This window comes from Roseovarius sp. CAU 1744 (genome assembly GCF_039839345.1).
GTDB lineage: Bacteria > Pseudomonadota > Alphaproteobacteria > Rhodobacterales > Rhodobacteraceae > Roseovarius.
In genome coordinates, this window is record NZ_JBDOQV010000001.1 from 441,108 (window position 1) to 467,560 (window position 26,453).

The window sequence follows — 26,453 nt, forward strand, 5'->3', positions numbered from 1 at the left end:
GCAGCGTGATGAAGGCCCTGAGACTGACCAACAAGGACGCGCGGCGGTTATGGTTGTGGACCAACGGCCTTTCGCAGACGCCTGTCGGCGCGCTGGATGTGATGCAGATCATCCGGCAGCTGGGATTCGTGCAGATCGACACGGTTCGCAATGTCACGCGGGCGCATCACCACATCCTCTGGTCGCGCAATCAGAACTACCGCGAGAAGATGCTGTGGCCGCTTTTGGGGCGCGACCGGGCGATCTTCGAGCATTTTACCCACGATGCCTCTTTGATCCCGATGGAATACCTGCCCCATTGGGACCGGCAGTTCCAAAGGCTGGGCCGCAAGGCGGCAAATGCCGCCTGGTATCAGTCTGGTCTGGGCCAGGAAGAGATCAAGAACATACGGGAGCGTATTGAAAGGGAAGGCGCACTTTCCACCCATGCGTTCGATACGAAGATCGAGGGCAAACGCGAGATGTGGGCGCGCCCGCCGCACAAGAAGGCGCTGGACCAGATGTGGTATTCCGGCGAATTGGCGACGTGCTATCGCGAGAATTTCGTCAAGTACTACAATCTCGGAGAGCGGGTCTTTCCCGGCCATCTGCGGAATGCAGCCGCAGACCCGGATCAGGTGAAATGGTTGTGTGATCAATCAATTGACAGGCTTACATTTGGATCTTCCGGGGATGTGAAACGGTTCTGGGATGCCGTGACCACAGACGAAGCCAACGCGTGGTGCGGCGCGCGGCGCGATCTGGTACCGGTCGAGGTCGAAACCGCGGACGAGCAATATCTGAAAGCCTGGGGCGTGCCGGATTTCGAAGCGCGTCTTGCGCAGGCGCCTGCCCCAACCATACGCTTGCGTATTCTAAATCCCTTCGACCCCGCTATACGCGACCGTATGCGCCTGCAGCGCCTCTTTGGTTTTGAATATCGCAATGAAATGTTCGTGCCCGCGGCCAAGCGGAAATGGGGTTATTACGTCTATCCATTGCTGGAAGGGGATCGTTTCGTGGGCCGGGTCGAACTGAAGGCCGACCGGGCCGCCGGCTGGATGCGTGTCACCGGATTCTGGCCGGAACACAGGGTCAGGTGGGGCGCCGCGCGGCTGGAAAAGCTGGACAAGGAACTGCTACGGTTTGCGCGGCTGGCCGGGATCGGGGAGGTTTCATGGCAGATACCTCCTCCGGCGGGATGAGGGAAAGGAACGCGACATGAGACTGGCGGGGAAGACGGCAATCGTGACAGGCGGCGCCAGCGGCTTTGGCGCCGGTATCGTGCGGAAATTCCTGACCGAGGGGGCGCAGGTCATGATCGCCGATCTCAACAGCGACGCCGCCGCGGCCCTGGCCGACGAACTGGGATGTGCAGCCTGCGCCGCGGACGTGTCGGACAGCGCCAGCATCGAAGGGATGAAACAGGCCGCGCTGCATACGCTGGGCCTGCCCGACATCATCGTCAACAATGCTGGCATAACGCATTTGCCAGCCCCGTTGGAGGCGGTGACGGAGGCCGATTTCGACCGCGTCTTCGCCGTCAATTGCAAATCGGTCTACCTGATGGCCCAGGCTTTCGTCCCGGAAATGAAGGCGCGCGGCAGCGGTGTCTTTCTGAACGTGGCATCGACGGCCGGGGTCAGTCCGCGGCCGAACCTCAACTGGTATAACGCCTCGAAGGGCTGGATGAATACCGCAACCCGAACGATGGCGATCGAACTGGCACCTGACGGGCTGCGGGTAAACGCCCTGAACCCGGTGGCGGGCGAGACCCCGCTGCTGTCCAGTTTCCTTGGGGAAGACACGCCGGAAATGCGGGCCAAATTCCTCAGCACGATTCCGATCGGCCGTTTCTCGACGCCCGAAGACATGGGCAACGCCGCCGCGTTCCTGTGCAGCGACGAGGCCAGCATGATCACCGGGGTCTGCCTTGAGGTCGATGGCGGGCGCTGCATCTGACCCCTGTTAATTGCCGCGCGAAAGCAGTATCCGGGGACAAAACCAGAGGAAGCGACGAGGCGACGATGGCGAAAACCGCTCTCATTACCGGTGTGACCGGGCAGGATGGGGCCTATCTGGCCGAATTCCTGCTGGAAAAGGGATACCAGGTGCATGGCATCAAGCGCCGCACATCGCTGTTCAACACCGCGCGGATCGACCACCTGTTCGAAGGCGAACCCGGAAAATCGGGCCAGTTCCAGCTGCATCACGGGGACATGACCGACAGCTCTTCCCTGACCCATATCCTGCAGAAAACCAGGCCGGACGAAGTCTATAACCTGGCCGCGCAAAGCCATGTTGCGGTCAGTTTCGAAGAGCCCGAATACACCGCCAATTCCGACGCGATGGGTGCGCTGCGCCTGCTGGAGGCGATCCGGTTTCTGGGCATGGGAGACACGACCCGGTTCTATCAGGCCTCCACGTCCGAGCTGTACGGGCTGGTGCAGGAAACACCGCAGCGCGAGGCGACGCCGTTCTACCCGCGATCGCCTTACGCGGTAGCCAAGCTTTATGCCTATTGGATCACGGTAAATTACCGCGAAGCCTATGGCATGTATGCCTGCAACGGGATCCTGTTTAACCACGAAAGCCCGATCCGCGGCGAAACCTTCGTGACCCGCAAGATCACGCGGGCGCTGGCGCGGATCAAGCTGGGGGTGCAGGAGGAACTGCTGTTGGGCAACATGGATGCCCGGCGCGACTGGGGTCATGCGCGTGACTACGTGCAGATGATGTGGCTGATGCTGCAGCAGGACCGCCCCGAGGATTACGTGATTGCCACCGGCCAGCAATATTCCGTCCGTGATTTCGTTTCCCGTGCCGCCGAGGCGCTTGACATGGTGCTGAGCTTCGAGGGCGAAGGCGTGGACGAGGTGGCGCGCGATGCGTCGGGCCGCGTCGTGGTGCGGGTCGACCCCACTTATTTCCGCCCCGCCGAGGTTGAAACGCTGTTGGGGGACGCGAGCAAGGCCCGCCAGCAACTGGGGTGGGAACCCGAGACCAGCTTTGACGGGCTCGTGCGGGAAATGGTGGCCTCGGACCTGGCCGAGGCACGGGCGCAGCAGCGCGCAGCAGGCTCATGAAGATCTTTCTGACCGGCGGGCGCGGGATGGTGGGCCGCGCCATTCAGGAACACGCGGGTGCCGGCACACATGACATCGTGGCCCCCACCAGCACCGAACTGGACCTGACCGACCGCCCGGCGGTCATGGCGGCGATCCAAGCGGCCGCGCCTGACCTGGTGATTCACGCGGCGGGCCGCGTCGGTGGCATTCAGGCCAACATGGCCGACCCGGCGGCGTTTCTGGCCGACAACATGGATATGGGATTCAACGTGGTGCACGCCGCGCGGGCTGCCGGTGTCGGGCAGCTGCTGAACCTCGGATCCAGTTGCATGTACCCCCATGACGCCCCCAATCCGCTGCACGAAGACAACCTGGGCAAGGGTGAGCTTGAACCCACGAACGAAGGTTACGGGCTGGCGAAACTGGCCGTGGCGCGGCTGTGTGATTTTGTCAGCCAGAGCAAGGGATTTTCCTACAAGACACTGATTCCATGTAACCTTTACGGGCTGCATGACAAATTCGACCCCGAGGTTTCGCACCTTGTGCCCGCGATCATCCGCAAGATCCACGAGGCCCGGCAATCGGGTGCGCCCAGTGTCGAGATCTGGGGCGATGGCACGGCGCGGCGCGAGTTCATGTTCTCGGGCGATCTGGCCGATGCCGTCTGGCACGCGGTGACGCATTTCGCGGATCTGCCCGGCTGCATGAATATCGGCTTGGGCCATGACCATTCAATCAACGACTACTACGCCGAAGCGGCGAAAGTGATCGGCTGGCAGGGGGAATTCACCCATGATCTGACCCGCCCGACGGGGATGAAGCAGAAGCTGCTGGCAGTGGGCAGGCAGACGGCTTTCGGCTGGTCGCCAAAGACCTCGCTGCAGGAGGGGATCGCGCGGACCTACGCGCATTTTCAGGAGATGGAGGGCGCAGGCGCATGAGCGATCAGGGATTTCCGCTGGCCACCACAAGCTGGGACGAACGGGAATATGCCGCCATCGACAGGGTGGTGAAATCGGGCATGTTCTCGATGGGGGCCGAAGTGGCGAAGTTCGAAGATGCGTTTGCCGCCGCGATGGGCAGCAAATACTGCGTCATGGTCAATTCCGGCTCGTCGGCCAACCTGATCATCATCGCCGCGCTGCGCCACCATTCCACGCGCAACCTGCCCGCAGGGGCCGAGGTGATCGTTCCGGCGGTCAGCTGGTCCACGACCTATTATCCGCTGCACCAATACGGTCTGCGGATGAAATTCGTCGATATCGACCCGGATACGCTGAACTATGATCTGGACGCGCTGACCGAGGCGATCAGCCCTGAAACCCGGGCAATCATGGTCGTGAACCTGCTGGGAAACCCGAATGATTTCGCGCGGATCGAAAAGATCGTCGGTGACCGGGATATCCTGGTGATCGAAGATAATTGCGAATCCCTCGGCGCGACCTATCGGGGGCGCCAGACAGGAACATTCGGGATCGCCGGCAGCTATTCCTCGTTCTTTTCCCATCACATCGCCACGATGGAGGGCGGTCTGGTGGTGACCGATGACGAGGAACTGCACCATATCATGCTTAGCGTCCGATCGCATGGCTGGACGCGTCACCTGCCGAAATTCAACCATGTGACCGGTGAGAAAAGCGACGATGCCTTCGAGGAATCCTTTCGCTTTGTACTGCCGGGCTACAACCTGCGCCCGCTGGAGATGAGTGGGGCGATCGGACAGGAGCAAATCACGAAACTGCCGATGATCGTCCGCGAACGGCGCCGTAATGCCGAGCGCTTCCGTGCGCTGATGCAATCCTATCCGCAGATTCGGATCCAGCAGGAGATCGGCGAGAGCAGCTGGTTCGGCTTCTCGATGGTGGTCGGGAACGATGCCGGTTTCGACCGCGCGGCGCTGATCCGCGCCCTGGGGGATCATGGTGTGGAATGCCGCCCCGTGGTTGCGGGCAATTTCGCCAAGAACGAGGTGGTCGTGAGACACATGGACCACGTGATCCACGACAGGCTGCGCCACGCGGAAGACATCGACCGGAACGGGCTTTTCATCGGCAATCACCACTACCCGCTTGACGACCGCTGGCCGCTTCTGCGTGCCGCGCTTGACCAGGTGGCGTCCTAACGTGGGCTGAGTGACCTGAAGGAGTGCGCTGGCGCGCACGCTCTATCTCTCGTCATCCGCGCTGCGCGCTGCTTCCTCGGGGTTGGCGCGGGCGGTGGCCGTCAGGCGACGCCGGCCCTGAGCGCATCGTGGATATGGACCAGCCCGACAAGGTGATGCGCGTCATCCGTGACCAGCAGCGTGGTGCGCTTGTTGGCGTTCATCACGCCAAGCGCTTCGACCAGCAGCGTATCGGGTGTGGTCGTCATCGGGCTGCGGGTGGCGACCTCGCCGGCGGTGCGGGTCATCAGCCCGTCCATGTTGCGGCGCAAATCGCCATCGGTGATGACGCCAGTCAGCCTTGCGTTTTCGACCACTGCGGCCACGCCGAAACCCTTGGCCGTCATCTCGATCAGCGTTTCGCTCATCGGGGTGGATTCGTTTACGATGGGCAGTTCCGCGCCGGTGTGCATGACCGCGCTGACCTTGAGCAGCTGCGCGCCCAGGGTACCGCCGGGATGGAAGGCCAGGAAGTTCTCTCGTTCAAACCCGCGCAGTTTCATCAGGGCCACGGCCAGCGCGTCGCCGATTGCAATCGTGCAGGTGGTCGAGGTGGTGGGCGCCATGCCGATACCGCAGGCCTCGGGTGCGTCGGGCAGCAGCAGCAGGTGATCGGCCTGCATGCCCAGGGTGCTGGACGCCTTCTTGGTGATCGCGACCAGGGGGATCGCGTAGCGGCGTGTGTGGGCGATGATGTCGGCCAGTTCGCGGGTTTCGCCGGAATTCGAGATCAGGATCACCGCGTCATCGGAGGTGATCATGCCGAGATCCCCGTGGCTGGCCTCGCCGGGGTGGACGGTTTGTGCCGGGGTGCCGGTGCTGGCCATCGTGGCGGCGATCTTGGCGGCGATATGGCCGGATTTGCCCATGCCCGATACGATGACCCTGCCACGGACCCCAAGCAGCGCCTCGACCACGCTGTCGAACCCTTCCGACAGGCTGTCGCGCATCTGGGCCAGGGCGGCGCTTTCGATGGTCAGAACATCCCGTGCAATCTGGGTGGGCGTCTTGGGCGTGGTCATCGGCGGGCTCCCGCGTGGTTGCGATTGCGCGGTGATAGCGCGCCGGCGACAGGTCGCCAAGCCCCTAGCGTGACGTCCGGGTGACGGTGATCCGGGCAAATCCCTCATGGTGGGCGGGATTGATTGACTTGAGACCGGGGCTGCCGCAGAAATTCGGCGGGGCAGGACAAGGACAGTCACATGAAAATCGCGATGATCGGGACCGGGTATGTCGGGCTTGTATCCGGCGTCTGTTTCTCCGATTTCGGGCATGATGTGGTCTGTGTCGACAAGGATCCCGGCAAGATTGCCTTGTTGGAAGGCGGCGAGGTGCCGATTTACGAACCCGGGCTGGCAGCGTTGATGGCCAAGAATGTTGAGGCCGGGCGGCTGACCTTCTCAACCGATCTGGCCGGTTCCATCGACGGCGCCGAGGCAATATTCATTGCGGTCGGTACGCCCACGCGGCGCGGCGACGGCCATGCGGATCTGACCTATGTCATGGCTGCGGCCGAGGAGATCGCGGCCCTGGCGCAGGGCTACGTGGTGATCGTGACCAAATCGACCGTGCCCGTCGGTACCAACCGGCAGGTCAAGCACGCGATCAAGAAGGCCAACCCCGAGCTCGACTTTGATGTCGCCAGCAACCCGGAATTTCTGCGCGAGGGAGCGGCGATCGACGATTTCATGAAGCCCGACCGCGTGGTGGTGGGGGTGCAGACAGATCGGGCGGCCGAGGTCATGGCCGAGATATATCGCCCGCTCTACCTGCGGGATTTTCCGATCATCACCACCGGCCTGGAAAGCGCCGAGATGATCAAGTATGCGGCCAATGCTTTCCTGGCGACCAAGATCACCTTCATCAACGAAATTGCCGCCCTGTGCGAGCGCACTGGGGCGGACGTCAAGCAGGTGAGCCACGGGATGGGGCTTGACGGGCGGATCGGCAACAAGTTTCTTCATGCCGGGCCGGGCTATGGTGGCAGCTGCTTTCCTAAGGATACCAAGGCGCTGGCGCGGATCGGGCAGGAGCACGGATTGCCGATGCAGATCACCGAAACGGTGATCGGCGTCAACGAGGAGGTCAAGCGGCGCATGATCGACAAGCTGCTGGACCTGTGCGACGGATCGTTCAACGGCAAGCTGATCGGCGTTCTGGGCGTGACTTTCAAACCCAATACCGACGACATGCGCGACGCCCCCAGCCTGACGATCATCCCGGCGCTGGTCGGTGGCGGCGCCAGGGTGCGGGTGACGGACCCGCAGGGCCAGCACGAGGGCGAGGCGCTGCTGCCCGGGGTAAGCTGGCTGGAAGACCCGTATAAATGTGCCAACAACGCGGATCTGCTGGTTATCCTGACCGAATGGAACGAGTTCCGCGCGCTGGACCTCAAGCGGATCGTCAAGAAGATGAAGACGCCTCGGCTGGCCGATCTGCGCAATATCTATTCGCCCAAGGACGCCCGGCGCGCCGGGTTCGAGGCCTATGAAAGCACCGGGCGGGCAGGGTTCATGAACATAGCCGAGTGACCGGCGGCAAACTGGCCCGGACCCCTGCACGGTGGCGTTTGCGATGACCCTGTCAGGTGACCATGCGCAAGGCGCCATTTGATACGCGATTGAAGCACGTTTCAGCTATACACCCGACGGGATCTTTCATAACGTCGCCCGATGACTGACACCGCCGACATTCTCGACAGCACCTATGCCTGGGCCCGCCTTGCGGTTTCTTTGCTGATTGCGGTGATCTGCAGCGCGGGAATCTGGGTAATGGTGCTGATCATGCCCGCGGTGCAGGACGAGTTCGGGATCAGCCGGGGCGACGTGTCGCTGCCCTATACCCTGACGATGATCGGCTTCGCGCTGGGCAACCTGGCGATCGGCCGCATGGTTGACGGGCTGGGCGCGACCCGTGCCATCACCGGGGCCGGAATTCTGCTGGGTGCCGGGTTTGTCATGGCCGCGATGGCGGGATCTGTCTGGATCCTGTCGCTGACACAATTCATCATCGGATTCGGCGCCGCCGCCGGGTTTGGACCGCTGATCGCGGATGTCTCGCAATGGTTTCTGCGCCGGCGGGGCATTGCCGTGGCGATCACGGCCAGCGGAAATTACCTGGCCGGCGCAATCTGGCCGCTGATCCTGTCAGGCGTGCTGGAGACCTACGGATGGCGGGGGGTCTACTGGGTGCTTGCGGTCGTGACCGTGTCGGGGATGATCCCGCTGGCGCTGATCCTGCGCAGCAAGGTCCCGTTGGCGGCGCGGGTAAGATCGGATGAAATTTCGGAAACGCGCCGGCGCGCATCGGGCATCCGGCCTGGTGCGTTGACCGTTCTGCTGGGATTGGCGGGTGTTGGGTGCTGTGTGGCGATGTCGATGCCGCAGGTCCATATCGTCAGTTTCTGCGTGGATCTGGGATACACGGCGGGTATCGGCGGGCAGATGCTGTCGCTGATGCTGATCTGTGGCGTGATCTCGCGGCTGATTTCCGGGCTGCTGGCCGACTGGCTGGGTGGCGTGACGACAGTGCTGATCGGCTCGGCCCTGCAATGCCTGGCGCTGTTTCTCTATCTGCCCGCGGGTAGTCTTGTCTCGCTCTATCTGGTCAGTGCGATCTTCGGGCTGGCCCAGGGCGGTATCGTCCCCAGCTACGCCGTGGTCGTGCGTGAATACATGCCCAGCCAGGAGGCCGGCCGCCGGGTGGGGCTGGTGCTGATGATGACCATCCTGGGGATGGCACTGGGCGGATGGATGTCAGGCTGGATCTACGACATGACCGGCAATTACCGGCTGGCCTTCATGAACGGGATCGCGTGGAATTTCCTGAACATCGCGATCATGATGCTGATCCTGATGCGGACCAGAACCCGGGCCATGGCCCCCGCCTGAGCCGTCTGGTGCGTGCGTATCTCGGCCAGGTAGAAGATCAGTCGCCCGGCAGGTTGGTCATGTGTTTCTCGCCGCGGGCTTCAGCAAGGGCGATCTGTTTCTGGCGCTCGCGAAAGCGGTTCTTGTCATCTTCCGAGGTTTCACCGGCACAGTGATGGCAGGACACGCCATGTTCGTATTCCGGACGCGCCATGTCGGCGGGCAGAATCGGGCGGCGACAGGCATAGCAGAGCTGGTGCGGGCCTTCGCGCAGGCCATGCCCGACCGAAACCCGCCCGTCGAAGACGAAACACTCCCCCTCCCAGGTGCTCTCGGTCTGGGGCACTTCCTCGAGGTATTTCAGGATGCCGCCCTTGAGGTGATAGACATCTTCGACACCCTGACCGAGCAGGAAATTGGTGGATTTCTCGCAGCGGATGCCACCGGTGCAGAACATGGCGATGCGCTTGTTGTGGAACCGTTCCTTGTTCGCCTCCCACCAGTCGGGGAAATCGCGGAAACTGGCAGTTTCAGGGTCGATGGCGCCCTGAAACGTGCCAATCGCGACCTCGTAATCGTTGCGCGTGTCGATCACGGCCACGTCGGGGCTGGCGATCAAGGCGTTCCAGTCGGCGGGGTCGACGTAATGCCCGGTGCCTGCCAGCGGGTCCACGTCCGGCTGGCCCATCGTCACGATCTCTTTTTTCAGACGCACGCGCAACCGGCCGAAGGGCTGTGCATCGGCGGTGCTTTCCTTGTGCTCGAGATCCGCGCACCCGGGCAGGGTGCGCAAATACGCCAGCACCCGGTCGATGCCCGCGCGCGGTCCGGCGATCGTGCCGTTGACGCCTTCTTGCGCCAGCAAGAGGATGCCGCGAATATCCTCGGCCCGGCAGAGCGCCAGCAACGGCTCCCTGAGGGCATCCGGGTTGTCGAACCGGGTAAAGTGGTAAAGCGCGGCGATGGTGTACATGAACCAGCGATTTAAGCCCAGTGGCGGCGCGGGGCAAGGGGCAGCAGGCTGGCTTCGCCGGGCCGGAGTGGCTAGGGTCCGGCGGTATGGCAGCGAGAGGGGAACACAATTCGGGCGGCGGCCGGGCCGGGATGGCGGCGCTGGTCTTGTTGCTGCTGATGGGGCTGATGTGGGGGCTTCAGGCGGCGATGCTGAAACTGGCGGCCCGCAGCGGCCTTGGCGATCTGACCGTGCTGATCTACGCGCTGCTGCTGTTGTCGGTCGCTTTTCTGGCCATCTCGGCGCTGCGGGGTGAGCTTTATCGCCCACGCGCAGGGGTGATCTGGTTCCTGCTGGTCACCGCCGTTATCGGGTATGTCATACCGCTGCTGGCAGCACTCTATGCCGCGTCCGAACTGAGCGCCGGATTGCTGGCGATCATCGGGTCGATGGCGCCGGTGGTGGCAGTGACCGTCGCGCTGTTCTTCAGGGTCGAGCGCGTGTCGCCCCGGCGGTTGGCTGCCGTTGTGCTGGGGGTGGTTTCGATTGCGATCATCCTGTTGCCCGAGGCAGATCTGCCGGGATACGGCATGTTGATCTGGATGCTGGCGGCGCTGGTCGTGCCGCTGTGCTACGGGGCCGAGTCTGTCTATATCGCCCGGTTCTGGCCCGCGGGACTGTCGCCTTTGCAGGTGGTGACGGGCGAGACGGTCATGGCCGCGCTGCTGGTGGCGCCGGTATTCCTGTGGCAGGGCACCGCGCTGCCAGCGGGGGCTGCGACAGGTGATGCCGTGATTGCGATTGCCGTTTTTGCACTGGCGGGCGTGATCGAGAGCCTGATCTATTTCCACCTTATCCGGGTGACGGGCGCGGTCTTCGTGAACTTCGCCACTTTCGTCTCGTTGTTTGCGGGGATCGGCTGGGGGATCGTCCTGTTCGGGGAAAGCCACGCGGCGATGATCTGGTTGGCTGTCCTGGTGCTGGCTGGTGCGCTCTACCTTGCAGTGCGCGAAGGCCCCGGAAGCCATGCGTGAGGTATCGGCCCCCACGGGCCGTTTGCCAAAACCGGCATACCGGATATTACTGGCGCAAGACCAAAGCCCGGAGGAGACCCGCCCATGACGAAGGCCCTGATCGTGATCGACGTGCAAAATGACTTCTGTCCCGGCGGCGCACTGGCCGTCACCGGCGGCGACGAGATCGTGGCGGGCATCAATGCGCTGACGGGCGATTTCGATGCGGTGGTGCTGACCCAGGACTGGCACCCGGCTGGGCATTCCTCCTTTGCCTCGTCGCATGACGGTCTTGAGCCGTTCGGCACTGTCGAGATGCCCTATGGCCCGCAGGTTCTGTGGCCGGATCATTGCGTGCAGGGCAGCAGTGGCGCCGCGTTTCACCCCAAGCTGAATACCGACGCCGCCGACATGATCGTGCGCAAGGGATACAACCCTGCGATCGACAGCTACTCGGCCTTTTTCGAGAATGACCATGAAACGCCGACCGGCCTGCACGGGTATCTGCAGACGCGCGGGATCGACACGCTGGTGATGGTCGGGCTGGCCACGGATTTCTGCGTCAACTTCTCGGCGGTGGATGCGGCCAACCTGGGCTATGACGTGACCGTGCGCGCTGATCTCTGCCGTGCGATTGATCTGGACGGATCGCTGGCAGCGGCGATGGACGGCATGGCGGCGGCGGGTGCCAAGGTCGCCTGACGCGCCTTGCCCCTGTTCCGGATTCCAGCCATGATGGCGCGTCGATGAGGAGGGATTGAGCCATGCGCAAGTTTCTGGTTGTTCTGGATGACAGCCGTGAATGCCTGAACGCCATGCGCTTTGCCGCGATGCGCGCCGCCCATACCGGCGGCGGTGTCGAGGTGCTGGCGGTGATCCCGCCCGAGGAATTCAACCACTGGATCGGCGTCGGCGACATCATGCGCGAGGAGGCCCGCGAAAGCATTCACGCCCATTTCGAGGTCTTCGCCAAGTGGATGCGTGACAAGCAGGGCGTCGACCCCGAACTGGTGATCCGCGAGGGTGAGCCGGTGACCGAGATCATGGCGCAGGTGCAGGACGACCCCGAGATCGGCGTTCTGGTGCTGGGCGCAGGGACCGACAAGAAAGGCCCCGGACCATTGGTGACGCAGCTTTCCAGGAATTCCGGTTCGCTTGAGATCCCGATCACCATCGTGCCCGGCGATCTGAGCAAGGAACGGCTGGAGGCGATCACCTGACGGCCGCTGTCAGTTTAGAATCGTTCCAAACCTTGACTTAGAGCGCGCGCAGGCGCATATCCAAGGCAACGCGAAAGGTGCTGCCCCATGTTTATTCAGACCGAATCCACCCCCAACCCGGCGACGCTGAAATTCCTGCCCGGCCAGACCGTTCTGGAAACCGGCACGGCGGATTTCCCAAGCGCCGAAGGGGCCGAGCAATCGCCGCTGGCGTCGCGCATCTTCAAGGTGCAGGGGGTCAAGGGCGTGTTTTTCGGCAATGATTTCGTGACCGTGACCAAATCGGATGAGACCGAATGGGATCATGTGAAACCGGCCATTCTGGGCGCGATCATGGAACATTTTCAGTCCGGCAAGCCGGTCATGTTGGGGGCTGCTGCGGCCCCTTCGGGCCATGCCGAACATTCCGGCGAGGATGCCGAGATCGTGGGCCAGATCAAGGAATTGCTGGACACCCGCGTGCGCCCCGCCGTGGCCCAGGATGGCGGCGACATCACCTTTCACGGTTTTGAACGCGGCGTGGTGTACCTGCATATGCAGGGCGCCTGCGCGGGCTGCCCCTCGTCCACCATCACGCTGAAGATGGGCATCGAGAACCTGCTGCGGCACTATATCCCCGAAGTCACCGAGGTACGCCCGGTTGGCATCTGACCCATGACGGATAGCCCGTTGGTGCTGGGGTTCGATACATCGGGCCCATATGTCAGCGCGGTTTTGTTGCACGGCACCCGGGTGTTATCCGATCTCTACGAGGATATGACGCGGGGCCAGGGAGAGGCGCTGTTTCCGCTGCTCGAAGACCTGTTGGAGCGCGGCGGAAGCGGCTGGCATGATCTGGACGTGATCGGCGTCGGCACGGGCCCCGGCAATTTCACCGGTATCCGCATTTCCGTCTCGGCGGCACGCGGGCTGGCCCTGTCCCTGAACATACCGGCGGTTGGTGTCAGCCTGTTGGAGGCCGTGGCCCTGGAGGCACAGGGCCCGGTGCTGAGCTGCCTTTCGGCCCCGCGCGATCAGGCCTATCTGCAGGGTTACAACACCATGACCGACATTCCGGCACAGTTTCTGGCAATCAACGATGTGCCGCCTGGCTGGGCGGAATCGGGACTGACCTGCATCGGATCTGCCGCCGATCAGGTTGCGGCGCGATTGGGGACGACCACGGCGCCCGCGGCCTATGCACCCGGGTCGGCCGTGGCGCGGCTGGCGTCGCAGAGATGGCAAGGGTCGCCCCCGTCACCCGCCCCGCTTTACCTGAAACCGGCTGATGCCGCACCTTCGCGGGACGCGCCGCCGGTGATCCTCGATGACATCTGAAGATATGGCCGCCCTGCACGCCTACGCCTTTGCCGGGCAGGGGCGGGCCTGGTCGGTGCAGGAATTTGCGGAACTGATGCAAGGCCCGCATGTATTCGTCGTTGGCGATCAGCAGGGTTTTGCATTGGGGCGCGTGGTGGTGGACGAGGCGGAGTTGCTGACGATCGTCACCGATCCGGGGCAGCGCCGGCAGGGGTTGGCGCGGGCGAATCTGCGCGCCTATGAGTCCGAGGCGCGGCGCCGGGGTGCCATGTCTTCCTTCCTGGAAGTTGCGCGGGACAACGGCGTCGCGCTGGCGCTCTATCGGGCGGAGGGGTATGCACAGATGGCCTGCCGGACGGGCTATTACCGTCGACCGGGTGGCGAACAGGTGGATGCGCTGATCTTGCGGAAACCTGCGCTTTGACGCAAATCGTGCATAGTTCGACCAATACCGAAGCATTTTGTCAGTATCGTCCGCTAGAATGGCGATCAGTGTTGTTTGGACATAATTGTTTCGGAGGTTGAGATGGTCGATCTGGCGCCTTTCCTGCCCGGCTTTGTTGCCGCCTACGCGATCCTGCTTGTGGGGGCGTCTTCGCCCGGGCCATCGGTCGCCATGCTGATCGGGGTCGCCACGTCGCAGGGCCGCGCCCCGGCGATGATGGCGACCCTGGGTATCGCGACCGGCAGCCTGACGATCAACCTTCTGACCATGCTGGGTGTCGGGTTGATCCTGTCACAGGCCGCCTGGGCGATGAGCGCGCTGCGGTTGGTCGGTGCGGCCTATCTGCTTTACCTCGCTTACGGCGCCTTTCGCAAAGCGCTGAACCCGCCGGTCTTGCAGCCGGCGACCGCAAGGCAGCGTTCCGGCCTGCACCAGTTCGCGACCGGCTATCTGCTTCAGGTGACCAATCCCAAGGCAATCGCCTTCTGGCTGGCCATCGCCTCGATCGGCGCGGTCAAGGGGGCCGGTCCAGGTGTCATCGCGCTTTTCGTTGCCGGGGCATTCCTGATTTCATTCATCTGTCACGGGCTGTGGGCGCTGGCCTTGTCAGCGCAGGCCGTGCGGCAAGCATATGCCGCCGGGCGGCGGTGGATCGAGACCGGGCTGGGCGCATTTTTCACCTTCGCCGCCATCAAGCTCGCGGTGGATAGGTAACATGTCTCGAAAATAAATCTGGCGAGCCTCGCCAAACGAGACAAAATTTTACACTTCGACGATCTGATAGGGCCAGTTTTCATAAAATGAGCAGGCCTGACGTGAATCTGACGCGCCGGTGCCTTGCATTCCAAACGAATCTGGCGCTAGGACATCCCATGCAGATCTACCTTCCCATCGCCGAGGTCTCCGTCAACGCGTTTCTCCTGCTTGGGCTGGGCGGGCTTGTCGGGGTTCTGTCGGGCATGTTCGGGGTGGGCGGCGGGTTTCTGATGACGCCTTTGCTGTTCTTCATCGGCATTCCGCCGGCAGTGGCGGTGGCGACCGAGGCAAACCAGATCGTGGCGTCCTCGTTTTCCGGGGTGCTGGCGCATCTGCGACGCAAGACCGTTGACCTGAGGATGGGCACGGTGCTGCTGATCGGCGGCCTGATCGGGGCGGCCCTGGGCGTTATCGTCTTCAACTACCTGAAATCCCTGGGCCAGGTCGACCTGCTGGTCAAGCTCTGCTACGTGGTTTTCCTGGGCATCATCGGCGGCATGATGTTTGTTGAAAGCCTGAAGGCCATCCGCAACACGCGCAGCGGCAAGGCGCCCAAACGCAAAAAGCACAACTGGGTGCACGGGCTGCCGCTGAAGATGCGGTTTCGCACCTCGGGGCTGTATATCAGTGTGATCCCACCGCTGATCGTGGGGGTCTGCGTCGGCATTCTGGCGGCGATCATGGGGGTGGGCGGCGGATTCATCATGGTGCCCGCGATGATCTACCTGTTGGGGATGCCGACCAAGGTGGTTGTCGGCACGTCGCTTTTTCAGATCATATTCGTGACCGCGTTCACGACGATGCTGCACGCCACGACGAATTACACGGTGGATGTGGCGCTGGCGGTGCTGTTGCTGGTCGGCGGTGTGATCGGAGCCCAGGTGGGCACGACGATCGGCACCAGGATGAAGGCTGAACAGCTGCGCATCCTGCTGGCGCTGATGGTGCTGGCGGTCTGTTTCAAACTGGCGCTTGATCTGCTGATCATGCCGTCCGAGCTTTACTCCATCGGCAACGGCGGGGGTCATTGATGCTGCGCCTGGTCTTTCTCCTCTGTCTGGTGGCGCTGCCGCTGAAGGCGGAAGAGGTTGTGCTGGGCCTCAGCGCCGACGAGGTGGCGATCACCGCCACGTTCGACGGCTCGGAACTGCTGGTTTTTGGCGCGGTCAAGCGCGAGGCACCGATCCCAGACGAGCCGCTGGAAGTCATCGTGGCAATCGCCGGGCCGTCGGTGCCGCTGACCGTGCGCCGCAAGGAACGCAAGCTGGGCATCTGGGTCAATGCCGCCGCGGTCGAGGTCAGGGCCGCCCCGAGTTTCTACGCGGTGGCCACAACCGGACCGTTGAAGGAAGTGCTGGCCCAGATCGAGGATTTGCGCCACCGGATCACCATCCCCAAGGCGATCCGCCTTGTCGGCGCCTCGCCGCATGTTTCGAACCCGCAGAGCTTTTCCCAGGCGGTGATCCGCATCCGCAAGAGGAACAACACCTATCAACTGCTCGAAGGGGCCGTGGTGCTGGACCAGCAGACGTTGTTTCGCACCTCGATCACGCTGCCATCGAACCTGACCGAGGGGGATTACAAGACGCGCATCTTCCTGACCCGGAACGGGTATGTGGTGTCGGAATACGAGACCGTGATCGACGTGCGCAAGGTCGGGCTCGAGCGCTGGCTCTACAACCTGTCCCGTGAACAGCCGATGCTCTACGGTTTGATGTCGCTGGCGATCGCCATCATGGCGGGATGGGGCGCTGCGGCGGCATTCCAGTTCCTGCGCCGCGGCTAGGCAACGGTTCCTGAATGGAGTGCGCTGGCGCGCACGCTCTATCTTTCGTCATTCGCGCTTCGCGCTGCTTCCTCGGGCCGCCCGTGCTGAGCGTGGCATGAGACAACCGGGCGGGGTTTGGGGCGTCGCCCCAAGGCCTGCGCGGCCCGAGCGCAAATGTTTCTCTTGTGAGCGTCAGCGAACGCCTTCAGGGAACCTCTCGCCGGATCACCCGCGGCCGATATAGGGCATCTTGGTTGCCATGACGGTCAGGAACTGGACGTTGGCGCTGGCCGGCATCTGTGCCATGTGCAGGACCGAACGGGCGGCGTCTTCGACCTCCATCATCGGCATCAGCGGCTGATCCGGGTTCGCCGCCCGGGCGCGTTCGTTCAGGTCTTCCACCAGTTCGGATTTGGCGTTGCCGATGTCGATCTGGCCGCAGGCGATGTCAAAGGCCCGGCCATCGAGCGACAGGGTGCGCGTGAGCCCGGTGATCGCGTGTTTCGAGGTCGTGTAACAAACCGACCCAGGACGCGGGTTATGCGCCGAAAGCGATCCGTTATTGATGATCCGGCCGCCCTTGGGCGATTGCCGGCGCATCTGTCCAAAGGCCAGCCGCGCGGCGATGAACATGCCGCGGATGTTCACGTTCATGACCTCTTCGAACGCGTCGACCGGCACCTCGTCGATCGGGCCCGAGGGGCCGAACATCCCGGCATTGTTGAACAGCACGTCCAGCCGGCCGGCTTGTGCGGCGAAATCCGCAAAGGCGGCTTCCATTGCCGCAGCGTCGGTGACATCGGCGACCAGCGGGATCGCCTTGTCCTGCCCCTCGGCCAGTGCGCGCAGCTTGTCCGCGCGGCGGGCCAGCAGGCCGACAGTCCAGCCCGCCGCGATAAACACTTTTGCGGTGGCCGCGCCGATGCCCGAGCTGGCACCGGTGATGAGGATTGTGCTCATGTCTCTTCGACCTCCAGTTCAAGCGGGACGGGTGCCACGCGCAGATCGTCGATACGCAACTGCCCCGTGGGTTTCGACAATCGGTTGCGCACCACCCAGTGCAGGCGTTCCTCGGCGCGGGTGATGGCCACGTAGGCCAGGCGTTTCCACAGAGGCTGCCCGGCCTCGGTCCGGCCCATGCGTGAGGCGGCGTAGAGGTCGGGGGCAAAGACCTGAACATCGTTCCACTGGCTGCCCTGCGCCTTGTGGATCGTGACCGCCGCGCCGTGCAGAAAGGTCGCCCCCATCCGCGCGGCAAAGGGGATGAACGGTTCTTCTTCGTCGGGTTTCTCGATCTTGACGATGCTGGCGGCGCTGACCTGCGGGTCTTCGGCACCGATCACATGCAGACGGGAAAAGCCGGGTTTGCGGCCGGGGCCAAGATAGATGACCTGCGCGCCCTTGATGAGGCCGCGCGCCTCGAGGTCGAGCCGCTTCTTGCGATGTTTCATCGGCAGTTCGATGCCATCGCAAATCAGTGGCTCCCCCTCGAGCAGTTCGGTCTCGGGCGCGCCATAGACACTGCGGAAGGCATTTATCAGGCGGATGCGGGTGGCGTTGCGCCAGACCAGCACCGGGCTGCGCGCCATCAGGTTCACCTCGACCCGCTGGGCCATCACCACGCGATCGTCGCGGTGCGCGGCCTGTTCGACCATCCGTTCGAAGGCGTGGAAATCGACGGCCGGATCGGCCAGCGCATGGGCCAGATCGAGAATGGGATTGTCGGCATCCTGCCGATGTACGCGGTGCAGCTCCAGCTTGGCGGGGGCGGGCAAGGCATCGAACACCATCGAGCCGGATTGGTTTACCGGGGCCAGCTGCGCAGGGTCGCCGAACAGCAGTAGCGTGGGAAAAATCTCTCTGAGGTCCTCGAATTGCCTGTCATCCAGCATCGACGCCTCGTCGACAAAGCCCACGTCCAGCGGCTCTTCGCGGCGTTTCCAGCCGGTGATGAAATCCGAACCGCGCAGACCCGCAGCGGCCAGCGCCCCGGGGATGGACTTGTTTGACTGGTAGAAGCTGTGCGCCCGGTCCAGCGCCAGATCGGTCAACCCCTCGATCTCGGGGCGCTCGCCGTGCCCGGCGAGCCATTCGGCGATTTTCTCGTATTCGGGGTCATAGACGGGCGTGTAGAGGATGCGGTGAATGGTGGTGGCGGGCACCCCGCGCATTCGCAGAACCGATGCTGCCTTGTTGGTCGGCGCAAGGATGGCCAGCGTGCGGCGGTCGCGCCGGCGGCGTCCCTCGTAATCGCCCGAGACCACATCCACCCCGGCATCCTGCAGCGCCCGGTAGAGCGCGGCCAGCAGCAGCGTCTTGCCCGATCCAGCCTTGCCGACCACGGCCATCACGCTGTCTTTGCCGTCGCGCGGCGGGGTCAGCAGGCTGTCATCCAGGTCGATCCCGGCGCCGCGCAGCGCTTCGGTAATGCGGTCATAGGCTTCGGCCTGATCCTGCGAGAAGGTAAGAGCGGATAAAGACATGGCGCGACCCTACAGCCGCGCCATCCCGGAGGCCAGTACCTGTGCGTGCGTTCAGGCGCTGACGCGGCTCTCACCAAGGGAGGGACCGCTTGGGGCATGGGCCATCTGGCGGTAGGGGTGGCCCGGATTGTTGGGGCCAAAACTGGCATTGAACCACTGCTCGGACTGTTGCGGAGTGATACCGGCGCGTTTTGCCACCCTGGCGCGGGCTTCATCGGTGAATTCCCAAAGCCCGACGCTGATCCGGTCGCGGCCCTCGCCTTCGGAACCGAGAATGTCGGGCGAAGCGCCGATCGCGCGGTAGATCCGGACCATGCGGGCGTCGAAGACGCCGACATAATGCTTGATGGCAAAGTTGCGCATGATCTCGCCCCCCGCCAGCATCAGCGCGGCGGCAACCCGCGACCCCGCCTCGGGCGACAGGCAGAAACGGGTGCATTCCCAGATCAGCGGGCTGGTGATGTGGACCCCGTTATTGAGATGTGGAAAATGGTCGTTGACCATGGTCGCGCCGGTTGTCGGCAACAGGCGCATGGACCCGCCATGTGTCCCGTCCTCGTTTTCCCAGATCACGTAGAGCGGGTTCAGGTCGTCGTAGCTGTCGCGTTCATATCCCTGGTGATCGACATCGACCTCCCAGTCCAGGCGATTCTTGAACTGGTCGGCGCGGTCCCGAAACATCGTGGCCGAGAGTGCCGGATGCTTGAACAGGTCATTTCCGTAGATATAGCGAAGCATGTCAGTCCCCTTTTCTGGTTTTCGAAACCAAAGTTGGGGGAGATTCGGTTAACGGGCTGCACTGGCAGCGTACGGTGCGTATAGAGAATCAGGCATTAACCCCGGCGGCCCCCGCGACAGAGAAGCCGGGGCGCCGAGGCGTCGCATGGGGTGATCAGATGACGATCAGACCGCGGGTCAGGGCGCGGGCGACCGCGTGCACGGTGTTCAGCGCACCCAGCTTGAACCGCGCCGATTCGATGTAGACCCTGAGCGTGTGCTCCGAGATTGTCAGTGTCTCGGCCACCTGCGCGCGGCTGTATCCCATTGCCAGCAGGGTGATCGCGTCGATCTCGCGCGGCGATAGCGGTTGGGCCGGTTCCGGCTTGCGGTCCGGTTCGAAATCAAGCGCCTTCTGATTGAAGTAATGCGCGATCAAAATCAGATCCCGCCGGTGTTCCTCGGTAAATTCGGTCCAGGTGTCATCATCGCAGCTATGGCTGACCGTAAAGAGGGCGAACTGCCCGTTGGGGCCGCGAACAGGTACGGAATATCCTTGATTCCCAACGCCGTAATCGACAGCTTCCTGCTGAAAGGCGCGGGCGGCCTTGCTGGACCAGTCCAGTCTTTTCCAGTCGACGGGATGGAATCTTTGGTAGCAACCCTGAATTACCGGATCGATTCGGACATATTCCTTTTCAAGATAGCGTTGCACCCATTCCTGCGAATAGGTGCCACAGCCATATTGATCGCCGGCACCACTGACCCAGTGGTACACCATGTGGTCTACTTTGAAATGGTCGCGTAAATCTTCGATGGCCTTTTGCAGACCGCTTAGTTCAGAGGCGTCTTCCAAGGCCTCCAATATTATATCCAGCCGCATAGGCGGGGCCGCGTTCATCGGCAGTTGTTCCTTCCCCAGTCAACGCCAGCTCGCTCGCAGCCACCAGCCGTGTATCATCCAGCTGTTCGGCCAGAACATCCAACCCGTTTTGTTGGGCAAATGTCTTAAGATCGGCAAGAACGTCGAGTATCCATTCGTTTTGCATGACTAGCCTCGTTAACTGCGGTTAATGAAAAGTTAACACAACTATAGCATGTTAAGATTTTGTTTCGTATTCGCGGATTTTTACTCCCCAGAAATAGCGAGGGCGCGATTTGGGGGCCTTTTTACGCGCCGGAACAATGGTTTTTTGTCAGATTCCGGTGAATTCCGGCAAGGCTATTGATGCGATTCGGCTGCGTTGTGCAATCTAAGCGCGTATCACCCCGCGGTCGAAATATGGCGCGCAGCCAAGTGCAGACCTACACGGCAGGACCGCCGGGTATCTTGAATGCCCAGTACTACACTGTCAGTTTCGGCAGGATTTGCCCTGGTGGCAGCGGGTGACCGTGTCCACCATAGCCCTGGTCGGTTCGGAAAAATCAAACCCGCCGCAGGGCGTCACTTGTAGCACGAAGCCGGTCTCGGTCCTTTCCAGAAAGGACAGATAGTCGGTATCAGTGGCCGCGCCGCCGCACCACGGGCCCAGACAGCTCACGCGCAGGGTAATGGGCTGGTCAAACGCGGCGCTGAACCCGGATTTCGTCAGGGACTTGCCGCTCAGACGGGCGGGGATGTCCGTTTCGGGGGGTGTCTGGTCCTGCCGGGCGATATCGACCTTGGGCAGCTTGCCCTCGTCGAATTCCAGCTTGCCGTGCACGATGACATAGCTTTTCCCGGACGCATCGGCCTCTTGGTAGGAAGACGCGACATCCACCGGCATACAAGACAGCGACAGGGCCGGGCCGGCGGCCACCGACAGGGCGAAAGAAAGCAGAATGCGTTTCATAGAAGCTCTCCAAACTGGTCCAGGACACGGGCGTAGACGGCGCGTTTGAACGGTACGATATTGGCCACCAGCTTGTCCGGCGGCAGCCAGCGCCACTCGGAAAATTCTGGGTGCTCGGTGGCGATATTCACGTCATCGTCGTTCCCCTGAAAACGCATCAGCACCCATTTCTGCCGCTGACCGCGAAAGCGGCCTTTCCAGATTCTGGGCACCAGGTCGTGCGGCAGGTCATAGGTGATCCAATCGCCGGTTTCCGCCTCGATGCGGACCAGCTCTGCCGGAACACCGGTTTCCTCCCAAAGCTCGCGCAGCGCGGCCTCTTGCGGCGTTTCGCCCGGGTCCAAACCGCCCTGCGGCATTTGCCATGCGGCGGCGTCCCGGTCGATGCGTTGTCCGACAAAGACGTGACCCGCCTGGTTGGCAAGCATCACGCCCACGCAGGGCCTATACGGAAGTCGGGCGATCTCTTCGGGGGTCATTCTGCTGTCCGGTTCGTTCAACATGTGCAAGAGATAGACGCTTGGACGCCGCCGTTCCAGTTCGATGGCGGGATTGCGCGCATTGACCGAACGGCCCTATGCAATCAGCACCGCAACCTGGGGGCCGCGGTGCTGTAAACCAAGAGCCGGCAGCGCCGTCAGTCTTCGCTGTCGTTCAGGGCGGTCAGGCCTTTGAGGATGTCGATCGCATAGGCAAGCTGGTAATCTTCCTCGCGCAGCTTTGCCGCCTCTTCGGCGCGGGCGTTGTCCTCTTCGATCTGGCGAATCTCATCCTCGGAAAGGCTGTCATTGTTCAAACGACCACGCAGATCAGCCTCGGAACGGAAGGCGCCTGTCGCCTGTTCGTCCTCGTTCTCCGCGTCCGGCGCACGGCGGGGCTGTTCGACCACGATGTCAGGCGACACGCCCAGGGCCTGGATCGACCTGCCCGACGGCGTGTAGTAGCGCGCGGTGGTCAGGCGCATCGCCCCGTCACCCCTGAGCGGCATGACGGTCTGGACCGATCCCTTGCCAAAGCTCTTGGTGCCGACAACGATGGCGCGGCGATGATCCTTGAGGGCGCCGGCAACGATCTCGGACGCGCTGGCCGAACCGCCGTTGATCAGCACCACGATCGGTTTGCCCTCGGCCAGGTCGCCGGGGGTGGCGTTGAACCGGTCGCCGTCTTCAGGGTTGCGGCCGCGCGTGCTGACGATCTCACCTTTTTCAAGGAATGCGTCGGACACCCGGATGGCCTGCGTCAGCAGCCCGCCGGGGTTGTTGCGAAGGTCCAGAACGATGCCGCGGATATTCTCGATTCCGCCGGCCTCTTCGACCTGTTCGGCGAGCCCGCTTTCGAGATTCTTGTAGGTCTGATCGTTGAAGGTGGTGACACGCAGCACCACGGTGTTCTGTTCGGTCCTGGTGCGCACGGCGGTCAGCTTGATCGTGTCGCGGATGATCGAGACGTCAAACGGTTCGGCCTCGCCTTCGCGTACGATGGTGATCACGATCTCGCTGCCCACGGGGCCACGCATGAGGTCGACCGCCTCGTCCAGTGTCAGGCCCAAGACGCTTTCGGCATCCACATGGGTGATGAAGTCGCCAGCTTCGATCCCGGCCTCGTCGGCGGGTGTGCCGTCAATCGGCGAGACGACTTTGACAAATCCGTCTTCCTGGGTGACCTCGATCCCCAGCCCGCCAAATTCGCCACGGGTCTGCACCCGCATGGCATCGGCGTCATCCGGCGAAAGATAGCTGGAATGCGGATCAAGCGAGGTGAGCATTCCGTTGATCGCGGCCTCGATCAGGTCCGCCTCGTCCACCTCCTCGACATATTGCGAGCGTATGCGTTCGAAAATATCGCCGAACAGGTCAAGCTGCTCATAGACATTCGTCGCCTTAGTGGCTTCCTGAGCCAGCAATGGGGCCGCGACCTGGGTCGTGACGACGACGCCGGTCAGGGTGCCGGCAGCAGCGGCCATCAGGAATTTTTTCATCGCTTCGTCATCCTTCGTCAGTCTTGAACCACTGGGCAGGGTCCACAGTACTATTGTCTTGTCTCACCTCTATATAGAGGGTTTCCGTCTGACCGGTAGCCGTTTCCTGCCCATCGCGCGGCAATAAAGCGCCCGGATCGGGGTCATCGCCACCCATCAGCCCGACCGGGCTGCCGGCAGGAAGCACCTGACCGGCCTGACCATAGACCACGTCGAGCCCGGCAAGCACCAGCAGAATCCCCGCCTGTGGCTCCAGAATGATCACATTTCCGTAATCCAGCAGGGGGCCTGCATAGCGCAGGGTGGCCGCCGCAGGGGTCGAAACCAATGCCCGCGGACGGGTGACCATGACGATCCCGGGCCGCGCGATCCCGGCGGCATCGGCCTCGCCCGCCCGGCGCAGGATGCGCCCCTTGACGGGCAGCGGCAGCGCGCCCTTGCGGTCCAGTAGGTCAGGCAGGGTGCTTGTCGTGTCCTCGGGTGCGATCTGGCTCAGCCCGCTGGCAAATCCTTCGAGCGTTTCGCTCGATGCGATAAGCAACGCGGTCTTGACGGGATCCTCGGTGAACCGCTGCGGCAGGTCGGTTCGATCGGCGATGGCCGTGCTCAGTTCGGTCCGCGCCCTCTGCGCGCCGTCGAGCCCCTGTTGCAGCCTGTCGGCGGCGCTTTGCTGCAGGGCGCGCAGCACGCTGATCTCCTGCAGCTTTTCGCGCAGCTCGGTCACGCGTTGGTTCAGCGCGGGCGTGACCTCGGCCAGGATCATCCCCGACCGGGCAGTGCCCACCGGTCCGGAAGGGTGCAACAGCAGCACGGGCGCGGGGGCGCTGCCCATGGATTGCAGGACACCCAGCAACCTGGAAATCTCGTCCTCGCGCGATTGCAACTCTCGGCTCAGGACCTGTTCGCGGATGGCGGCACGGCGCAATCCGTCTCGCATGGCCTCAAGCCCGCTTTCAAAGGCGTGAACGGTCTCGGTCAGCGCCTTGACGCGATCGCGTGCGCCTTCGGCTTCGTCCAGTTGAATTCCGGCCCGGGCAAGCCTGTCTGCCGCCGCCCGGGCAGCATCGGCGGCACGGTTTTCCTGTGCCATGCCGGGCCCGGCCAGCACCAGAGCAAGGCACGCCGCGATCATCCGCATGAGATCAGGCTCTTTCCGGTCATCTCGGGCGGGGTGGGCAGCCCCATGAGGTCCAGCAGCGTTGGCGCCAGGTCGGCCAGCCGGCCCGAGGACAGCGTGGCGCCCTCCGGACCACCGACCAGGATCAGCGGCACCGGGTTGAGCGTATGAGCGGTGTGGGGCTCGCCGGTCTCCGGGTCGATCATCACTTCGCAATTGCCGTGATCCGCAGTCACGATCATCGCGCCGCCCGCCTTCTCCAGCGCCGCGACAACCTGCGCCAGACCCTTGTCGACCGCCGTACAGGCGGCCATCGCCGCGCGCAGATCGCCGGTATGCCCGACCATGTCGGGGTTGGCATAGTTGACCACGATCAGGTCATAGCCCTTTTCGATGGCGCCGACGAAATGTTCGGTCACCTCGGGCGCGGACATCTCGGGTTGCAGATCATAGGTGGCCACGTCCGGCGAATTCGCCAGGTAACGATCCTCGCCCGGTTCGGGAGATTCCTTGCCGCCATTCAGAAAGAAGGTGACATGCGGGTATTTCTCGGTCTCGGCCGAGTGATATTGCGTAAGTCCCTGCTTGCCGACCCATTCGGCCAGCGTGTTTTCCGGGCGTTCGTCGGGAAAGATACAGTCCATGTACCGCGCGTGGCGGCGGGAGTATTCGGTAAAGCCGCTGACAATCGCGAAGTCGGGACGCGGGCCGGTATCGAAGGCATTGAAATCGGGGTCGGCGAAGGCTGCCAGGATCTCGCGGGCGCGATCGGCCCGGAAATTGAGGCAGAGGATACCGTCACCGTCCGCCATGCCGGCATAGTCGCCCAGAACCCGGGGTTTTATGAACTCATCCGTGCGGCCTTTGCCATAGGCGTTGTCAATCGCATCCGAGGCCGTTTCGGCGGTGTAGCCCCGGGCATTGGCCAGCGCCTGAAACGCCAGTTCCACCCTGTCCCAGCGGTTGTCGCGGTCCATCGCATAGTAGCGCCCTGAAACCGTGGCGATAAAGGCGTTCTGCGGCAGCGCCTCGCGAAGCTCTTCCAGGTAGCTCTTGGCCGAAACCTGCGCCACGTCGCGCCCGTCGGTAAAAGCGTGGATCGCGACCCGCAACCCGTGGTCGGTGAGCGCCCGGGCGGCGGCAATCATGTGTTCGATATGACTATGCACACCGCCATCCGACAGCACCCCCAGAAGATGCGCTGTGCCGCCAGTGGCCTTGAGCCTGCCCGCGAACCGCTGAACGCCGGGCAGGGTTGCAAAACTGCCGGTGCGAATCGCCCGGTCGATGCGCCGCAAATCCATCTCGACGACGCGACCGGCGCCGATATTCATGTGACCCACCTCGGAATTACCCATTTGCCCGTCGGGCAACCCCACATCCGGCCCGTGCGTGACAAGCGTGCTGTTGGGGCAGCTGGCCATCAGCCGATCAAAGGTCGGCGTGTCCGCCAATACCGGTGCGTTGCCCTCGGATGTGTCCGAGAGGCCCCAGCCATCGAGAATGCACAGGACGACGGGTTTGGGTTTGGTCATGACTGCTCCTGCCGTGTGTGCGCCTTCTAGCGTTAATGGCGGGCAGGGTGAACAGGGTTTGCGTTAACAAATCCCTCATTGAAGGCGGATTTCAACCAAGGGCGGATGTTTCGGGCATGTTGGGGTAAGATTATCGGCGCGATGCGTCGCGCCTAGCGATACGGAATTTTCGAAAATTCCGTACCGGAAAATATCTATTTTCCGAGCCATTTTCTTTGAAGAAAATGTCTTGGCGCCCTGTGACAACACCCGAACGTCAGA

General features: G+C 62.9%; 28 protein-coding genes. 16 read left to right on the top strand and 12 right to left on the bottom strand.

Annotated features, from left to right (window positions below; translation table 11 throughout):
- Positions 1 to 8 precede the first annotated feature (8 nt).
- The 5 genes from AAFO92_RS02155 (at position 9) to AAFO92_RS02175 (ending at position 5,169) form a co-directional block, all read left to right on the top strand.
- Positions 9 to 1,184 carry a crosslink repair DNA glycosylase YcaQ family protein gene (locus AAFO92_RS02155; protein WP_347532929.1) on the top strand — a complete coding sequence of 392 codons (1,176 nt, stop codon included), beginning with the start codon at positions 9 to 11 and terminating at the stop codon, positions 1,182 to 1,184.
- Between the two features lie 16 nt (positions 1,185 to 1,200).
- Entirely contained in the window at positions 1,201 to 1,941 is a 741-nt protein-coding gene (locus AAFO92_RS02160; RefSeq protein ID WP_347532931.1) for an SDR family oxidoreductase, read from the top strand.
- 65 nt (positions 1,942 to 2,006) lie between these two features.
- Positions 2,007 to 3,065: a GDP-mannose 4,6-dehydratase gene (gene gmd / locus AAFO92_RS02165; protein WP_347532933.1), complete on the top strand. Its 1,059-nt coding sequence runs from the start codon at positions 2,007 to 2,009 to the stop codon at positions 3,063 to 3,065.
- Positions 3,062 to 3,988, top strand: a complete 927-nt coding sequence (locus AAFO92_RS02170) for a GDP-L-fucose synthase (protein WP_347532935.1) — start codon at positions 3,062 to 3,064, stop codon at positions 3,986 to 3,988. Before gmd ends, AAFO92_RS02170 begins: the two co-directional genes overlap by 4 nt.
- Entirely contained in the window at positions 3,985 to 5,169 is a 1,185-nt protein-coding gene (locus tag AAFO92_RS02175; protein WP_347532937.1) for a DegT/DnrJ/EryC1/StrS family aminotransferase, read from the top strand. The genes AAFO92_RS02170 and AAFO92_RS02175 overlap by 4 nt, the downstream gene beginning before the upstream one ends.
- Before the next feature lie 101 nt (positions 5,170 to 5,270).
- Here the strand turns inward: AAFO92_RS02175 and AAFO92_RS02180 are convergent, their stop codons facing one another.
- Positions 5,271 to 6,230 (bottom strand): KpsF/GutQ family sugar-phosphate isomerase, encoded by a 960-nt coding sequence (locus tag AAFO92_RS02180; RefSeq protein WP_347532939.1) that lies wholly within the window; start codon positions 6,228 to 6,230, stop codon positions 5,271 to 5,273.
- A gap of 180 nt (positions 6,231 to 6,410) precedes the next feature.
- On the opposite strand from AAFO92_RS02180, the gene AAFO92_RS02185 reads away from it, so the two are divergent.
- Together AAFO92_RS02185 and AAFO92_RS02190 are read left to right on the top strand one after the other, a co-directional pair.
- Positions 6,411 to 7,739, top strand: a complete 1,329-nt coding sequence (locus AAFO92_RS02185; RefSeq protein ID WP_347532941.1) for a UDP-glucose/GDP-mannose dehydrogenase family protein — start codon at positions 6,411 to 6,413, stop codon at positions 7,737 to 7,739.
- A 141-nt stretch (positions 7,740 to 7,880) separates the two neighbouring features.
- On the top strand, positions 7,881 to 9,098 hold the full coding sequence (locus tag AAFO92_RS02190; RefSeq protein ID WP_347532943.1) for an MFS transporter: 1,218 nt from the start codon (positions 7,881 to 7,883) through the stop codon (positions 9,096 to 9,098).
- Positions 9,099 to 9,135: 37 nt separating this feature from the next.
- On the opposite strand, the gene AAFO92_RS02195 is transcribed toward AAFO92_RS02190, so the two are convergent.
- The gene (locus AAFO92_RS02195; protein ID WP_347532945.1) at positions 9,136 to 10,050 is read right to left on the bottom strand and encodes a rhodanese-related sulfurtransferase; all 915 of its coding nucleotides are present in this window, start codon (positions 10,048 to 10,050) and stop codon (positions 9,136 to 9,138) included.
- A gap of 86 nt (positions 10,051 to 10,136) precedes the next feature.
- On the opposite strand from AAFO92_RS02195, the gene AAFO92_RS02200 reads away from it, so the two are divergent.
- The 9 genes from AAFO92_RS02200 to AAFO92_RS02240 all read left to right on the top strand — a co-directional run bounded on the left by AAFO92_RS02200 (position 10,137) and on the right by AAFO92_RS02240 (position 16,548).
- Positions 10,137 to 11,063 carry a DMT family transporter gene (locus AAFO92_RS02200; protein WP_347532946.1) on the top strand — a complete coding sequence of 309 codons (927 nt, stop codon included), beginning with the start codon at positions 10,137 to 10,139 and terminating at the stop codon, positions 11,061 to 11,063.
- Between the two features lie 84 nt (positions 11,064 to 11,147).
- Complete coding sequence (pncA, locus tag AAFO92_RS02205) at positions 11,148 to 11,744, top strand: bifunctional nicotinamidase/pyrazinamidase (RefSeq protein ID WP_347532948.1); 597 nt, start codon at positions 11,148 to 11,150, stop codon at positions 11,742 to 11,744.
- A gap of 62 nt (positions 11,745 to 11,806) precedes the next feature.
- The gene (locus AAFO92_RS02210; protein ID WP_347532949.1) at positions 11,807 to 12,262 is read left to right on the top strand and encodes a universal stress protein; all 456 of its coding nucleotides are present in this window, start codon (positions 11,807 to 11,809) and stop codon (positions 12,260 to 12,262) included.
- 87 nt (positions 12,263 to 12,349) lie between these two features.
- Complete coding sequence (locus AAFO92_RS02215; RefSeq protein ID WP_347532950.1) at positions 12,350 to 12,913, top strand: NifU family protein; 564 nt, start codon at positions 12,350 to 12,352, stop codon at positions 12,911 to 12,913.
- Between the two features lie 3 nt (positions 12,914 to 12,916).
- On the top strand, positions 12,917 to 13,579 hold the full coding sequence (tsaB, locus tag AAFO92_RS02220; RefSeq protein WP_347532951.1) for a tRNA (adenosine(37)-N6)-threonylcarbamoyltransferase complex dimerization subunit type 1 TsaB: 663 nt from the start codon (positions 12,917 to 12,919) through the stop codon (positions 13,577 to 13,579).
- The gene (locus tag AAFO92_RS02225; RefSeq protein WP_347532953.1) at positions 13,569 to 13,985 is read left to right on the top strand and encodes a GNAT family N-acetyltransferase; all 417 of its coding nucleotides are present in this window, start codon (positions 13,569 to 13,571) and stop codon (positions 13,983 to 13,985) included. Before tsaB ends, AAFO92_RS02225 begins: the two co-directional genes overlap by 11 nt.
- Before the next feature lie 102 nt (positions 13,986 to 14,087).
- Positions 14,088 to 14,720, top strand: coding sequence for a LysE family translocator (locus tag AAFO92_RS02230; protein ID WP_347532954.1), 633 nt, complete (start codon positions 14,088 to 14,090; stop codon positions 14,718 to 14,720).
- A 158-nt stretch (positions 14,721 to 14,878) separates the two neighbouring features.
- A complete protein-coding gene (locus AAFO92_RS02235; protein WP_347532955.1) occupies positions 14,879 to 15,793 on the top strand; it encodes a sulfite exporter TauE/SafE family protein in 915 nt (304 codons plus the stop codon).
- Positions 15,793 to 16,548 (top strand): TIGR02186 family protein, encoded by a 756-nt coding sequence (locus AAFO92_RS02240; RefSeq protein ID WP_347532956.1) that lies wholly within the window; start codon positions 15,793 to 15,795, stop codon positions 16,546 to 16,548. Before AAFO92_RS02235 ends, AAFO92_RS02240 begins: the two co-directional genes overlap by 1 nt.
- Before the next feature lie 207 nt (positions 16,549 to 16,755).
- Here the strand turns inward: AAFO92_RS02240 and AAFO92_RS02245 are convergent, their stop codons facing one another.
- The 10 genes from AAFO92_RS02245 to gpmI form a co-directional block, all read right to left on the bottom strand.
- Positions 16,756 to 17,490: an SDR family oxidoreductase gene (locus AAFO92_RS02245; RefSeq protein WP_347532958.1), complete on the bottom strand. Its 735-nt coding sequence runs from the start codon at positions 17,488 to 17,490 to the stop codon at positions 16,756 to 16,758.
- A complete protein-coding gene (locus tag AAFO92_RS02250) occupies positions 17,487 to 19,013 on the bottom strand; it encodes an AAA family ATPase (RefSeq protein WP_347532960.1) in 1,527 nt (508 codons plus the stop codon). Before AAFO92_RS02250 ends, AAFO92_RS02245 begins: the two co-directional genes overlap by 4 nt.
- 51 nt (positions 19,014 to 19,064) lie before the next feature.
- Positions 19,065 to 19,751, bottom strand: a complete 687-nt coding sequence (locus AAFO92_RS02255) for an acyl-homoserine-lactone synthase (RefSeq protein ID WP_347532962.1) — start codon at positions 19,749 to 19,751, stop codon at positions 19,065 to 19,067.
- A 154-nt stretch (positions 19,752 to 19,905) separates the two neighbouring features.
- Positions 19,906 to 20,631: a LuxR family transcriptional regulator gene (locus AAFO92_RS02260; protein ID WP_347532964.1), complete on the bottom strand. Its 726-nt coding sequence runs from the start codon at positions 20,629 to 20,631 to the stop codon at positions 19,906 to 19,908.
- Positions 20,570 to 20,779, bottom strand: coding sequence for a hypothetical protein (locus AAFO92_RS02265; protein WP_347532965.1), 210 nt, complete (start codon positions 20,777 to 20,779; stop codon positions 20,570 to 20,572). Before AAFO92_RS02265 ends, AAFO92_RS02260 begins: the two co-directional genes overlap by 62 nt.
- A 303-nt stretch (positions 20,780 to 21,082) precedes the next feature.
- On the bottom strand, positions 21,083 to 21,562 hold the full coding sequence (locus tag AAFO92_RS02270; protein ID WP_347532967.1) for a hypothetical protein: 480 nt from the start codon (positions 21,560 to 21,562) through the stop codon (positions 21,083 to 21,085).
- Positions 21,559 to 22,041, bottom strand: a complete 483-nt coding sequence (locus AAFO92_RS02275; RefSeq protein ID WP_347532968.1) for an RNA pyrophosphohydrolase — start codon at positions 22,039 to 22,041, stop codon at positions 21,559 to 21,561. The genes AAFO92_RS02270 and AAFO92_RS02275 overlap by 4 nt, the downstream gene beginning before the upstream one ends.
- 158 nt (positions 22,042 to 22,199) lie before the next feature.
- On the bottom strand, positions 22,200 to 23,540 hold the full coding sequence (locus AAFO92_RS02280; protein ID WP_347532970.1) for a S41 family peptidase: 1,341 nt from the start codon (positions 23,538 to 23,540) through the stop codon (positions 22,200 to 22,202).
- Between the two features lie 7 nt (positions 23,541 to 23,547).
- Complete coding sequence (locus AAFO92_RS02285) at positions 23,548 to 24,678, bottom strand: peptidase M23 (protein ID WP_347532971.1); 1,131 nt, start codon at positions 24,676 to 24,678, stop codon at positions 23,548 to 23,550.
- Positions 24,669 to 26,192: a 2,3-bisphosphoglycerate-independent phosphoglycerate mutase gene (gene gpmI, locus AAFO92_RS02290; protein ID WP_347532973.1), complete on the bottom strand. Its 1,524-nt coding sequence runs from the start codon at positions 26,190 to 26,192 to the stop codon at positions 24,669 to 24,671. The genes AAFO92_RS02285 and gpmI overlap by 10 nt, the downstream gene beginning before the upstream one ends.
- Between the last annotated feature and the right edge of the window lie 261 nt (positions 26,193 to 26,453).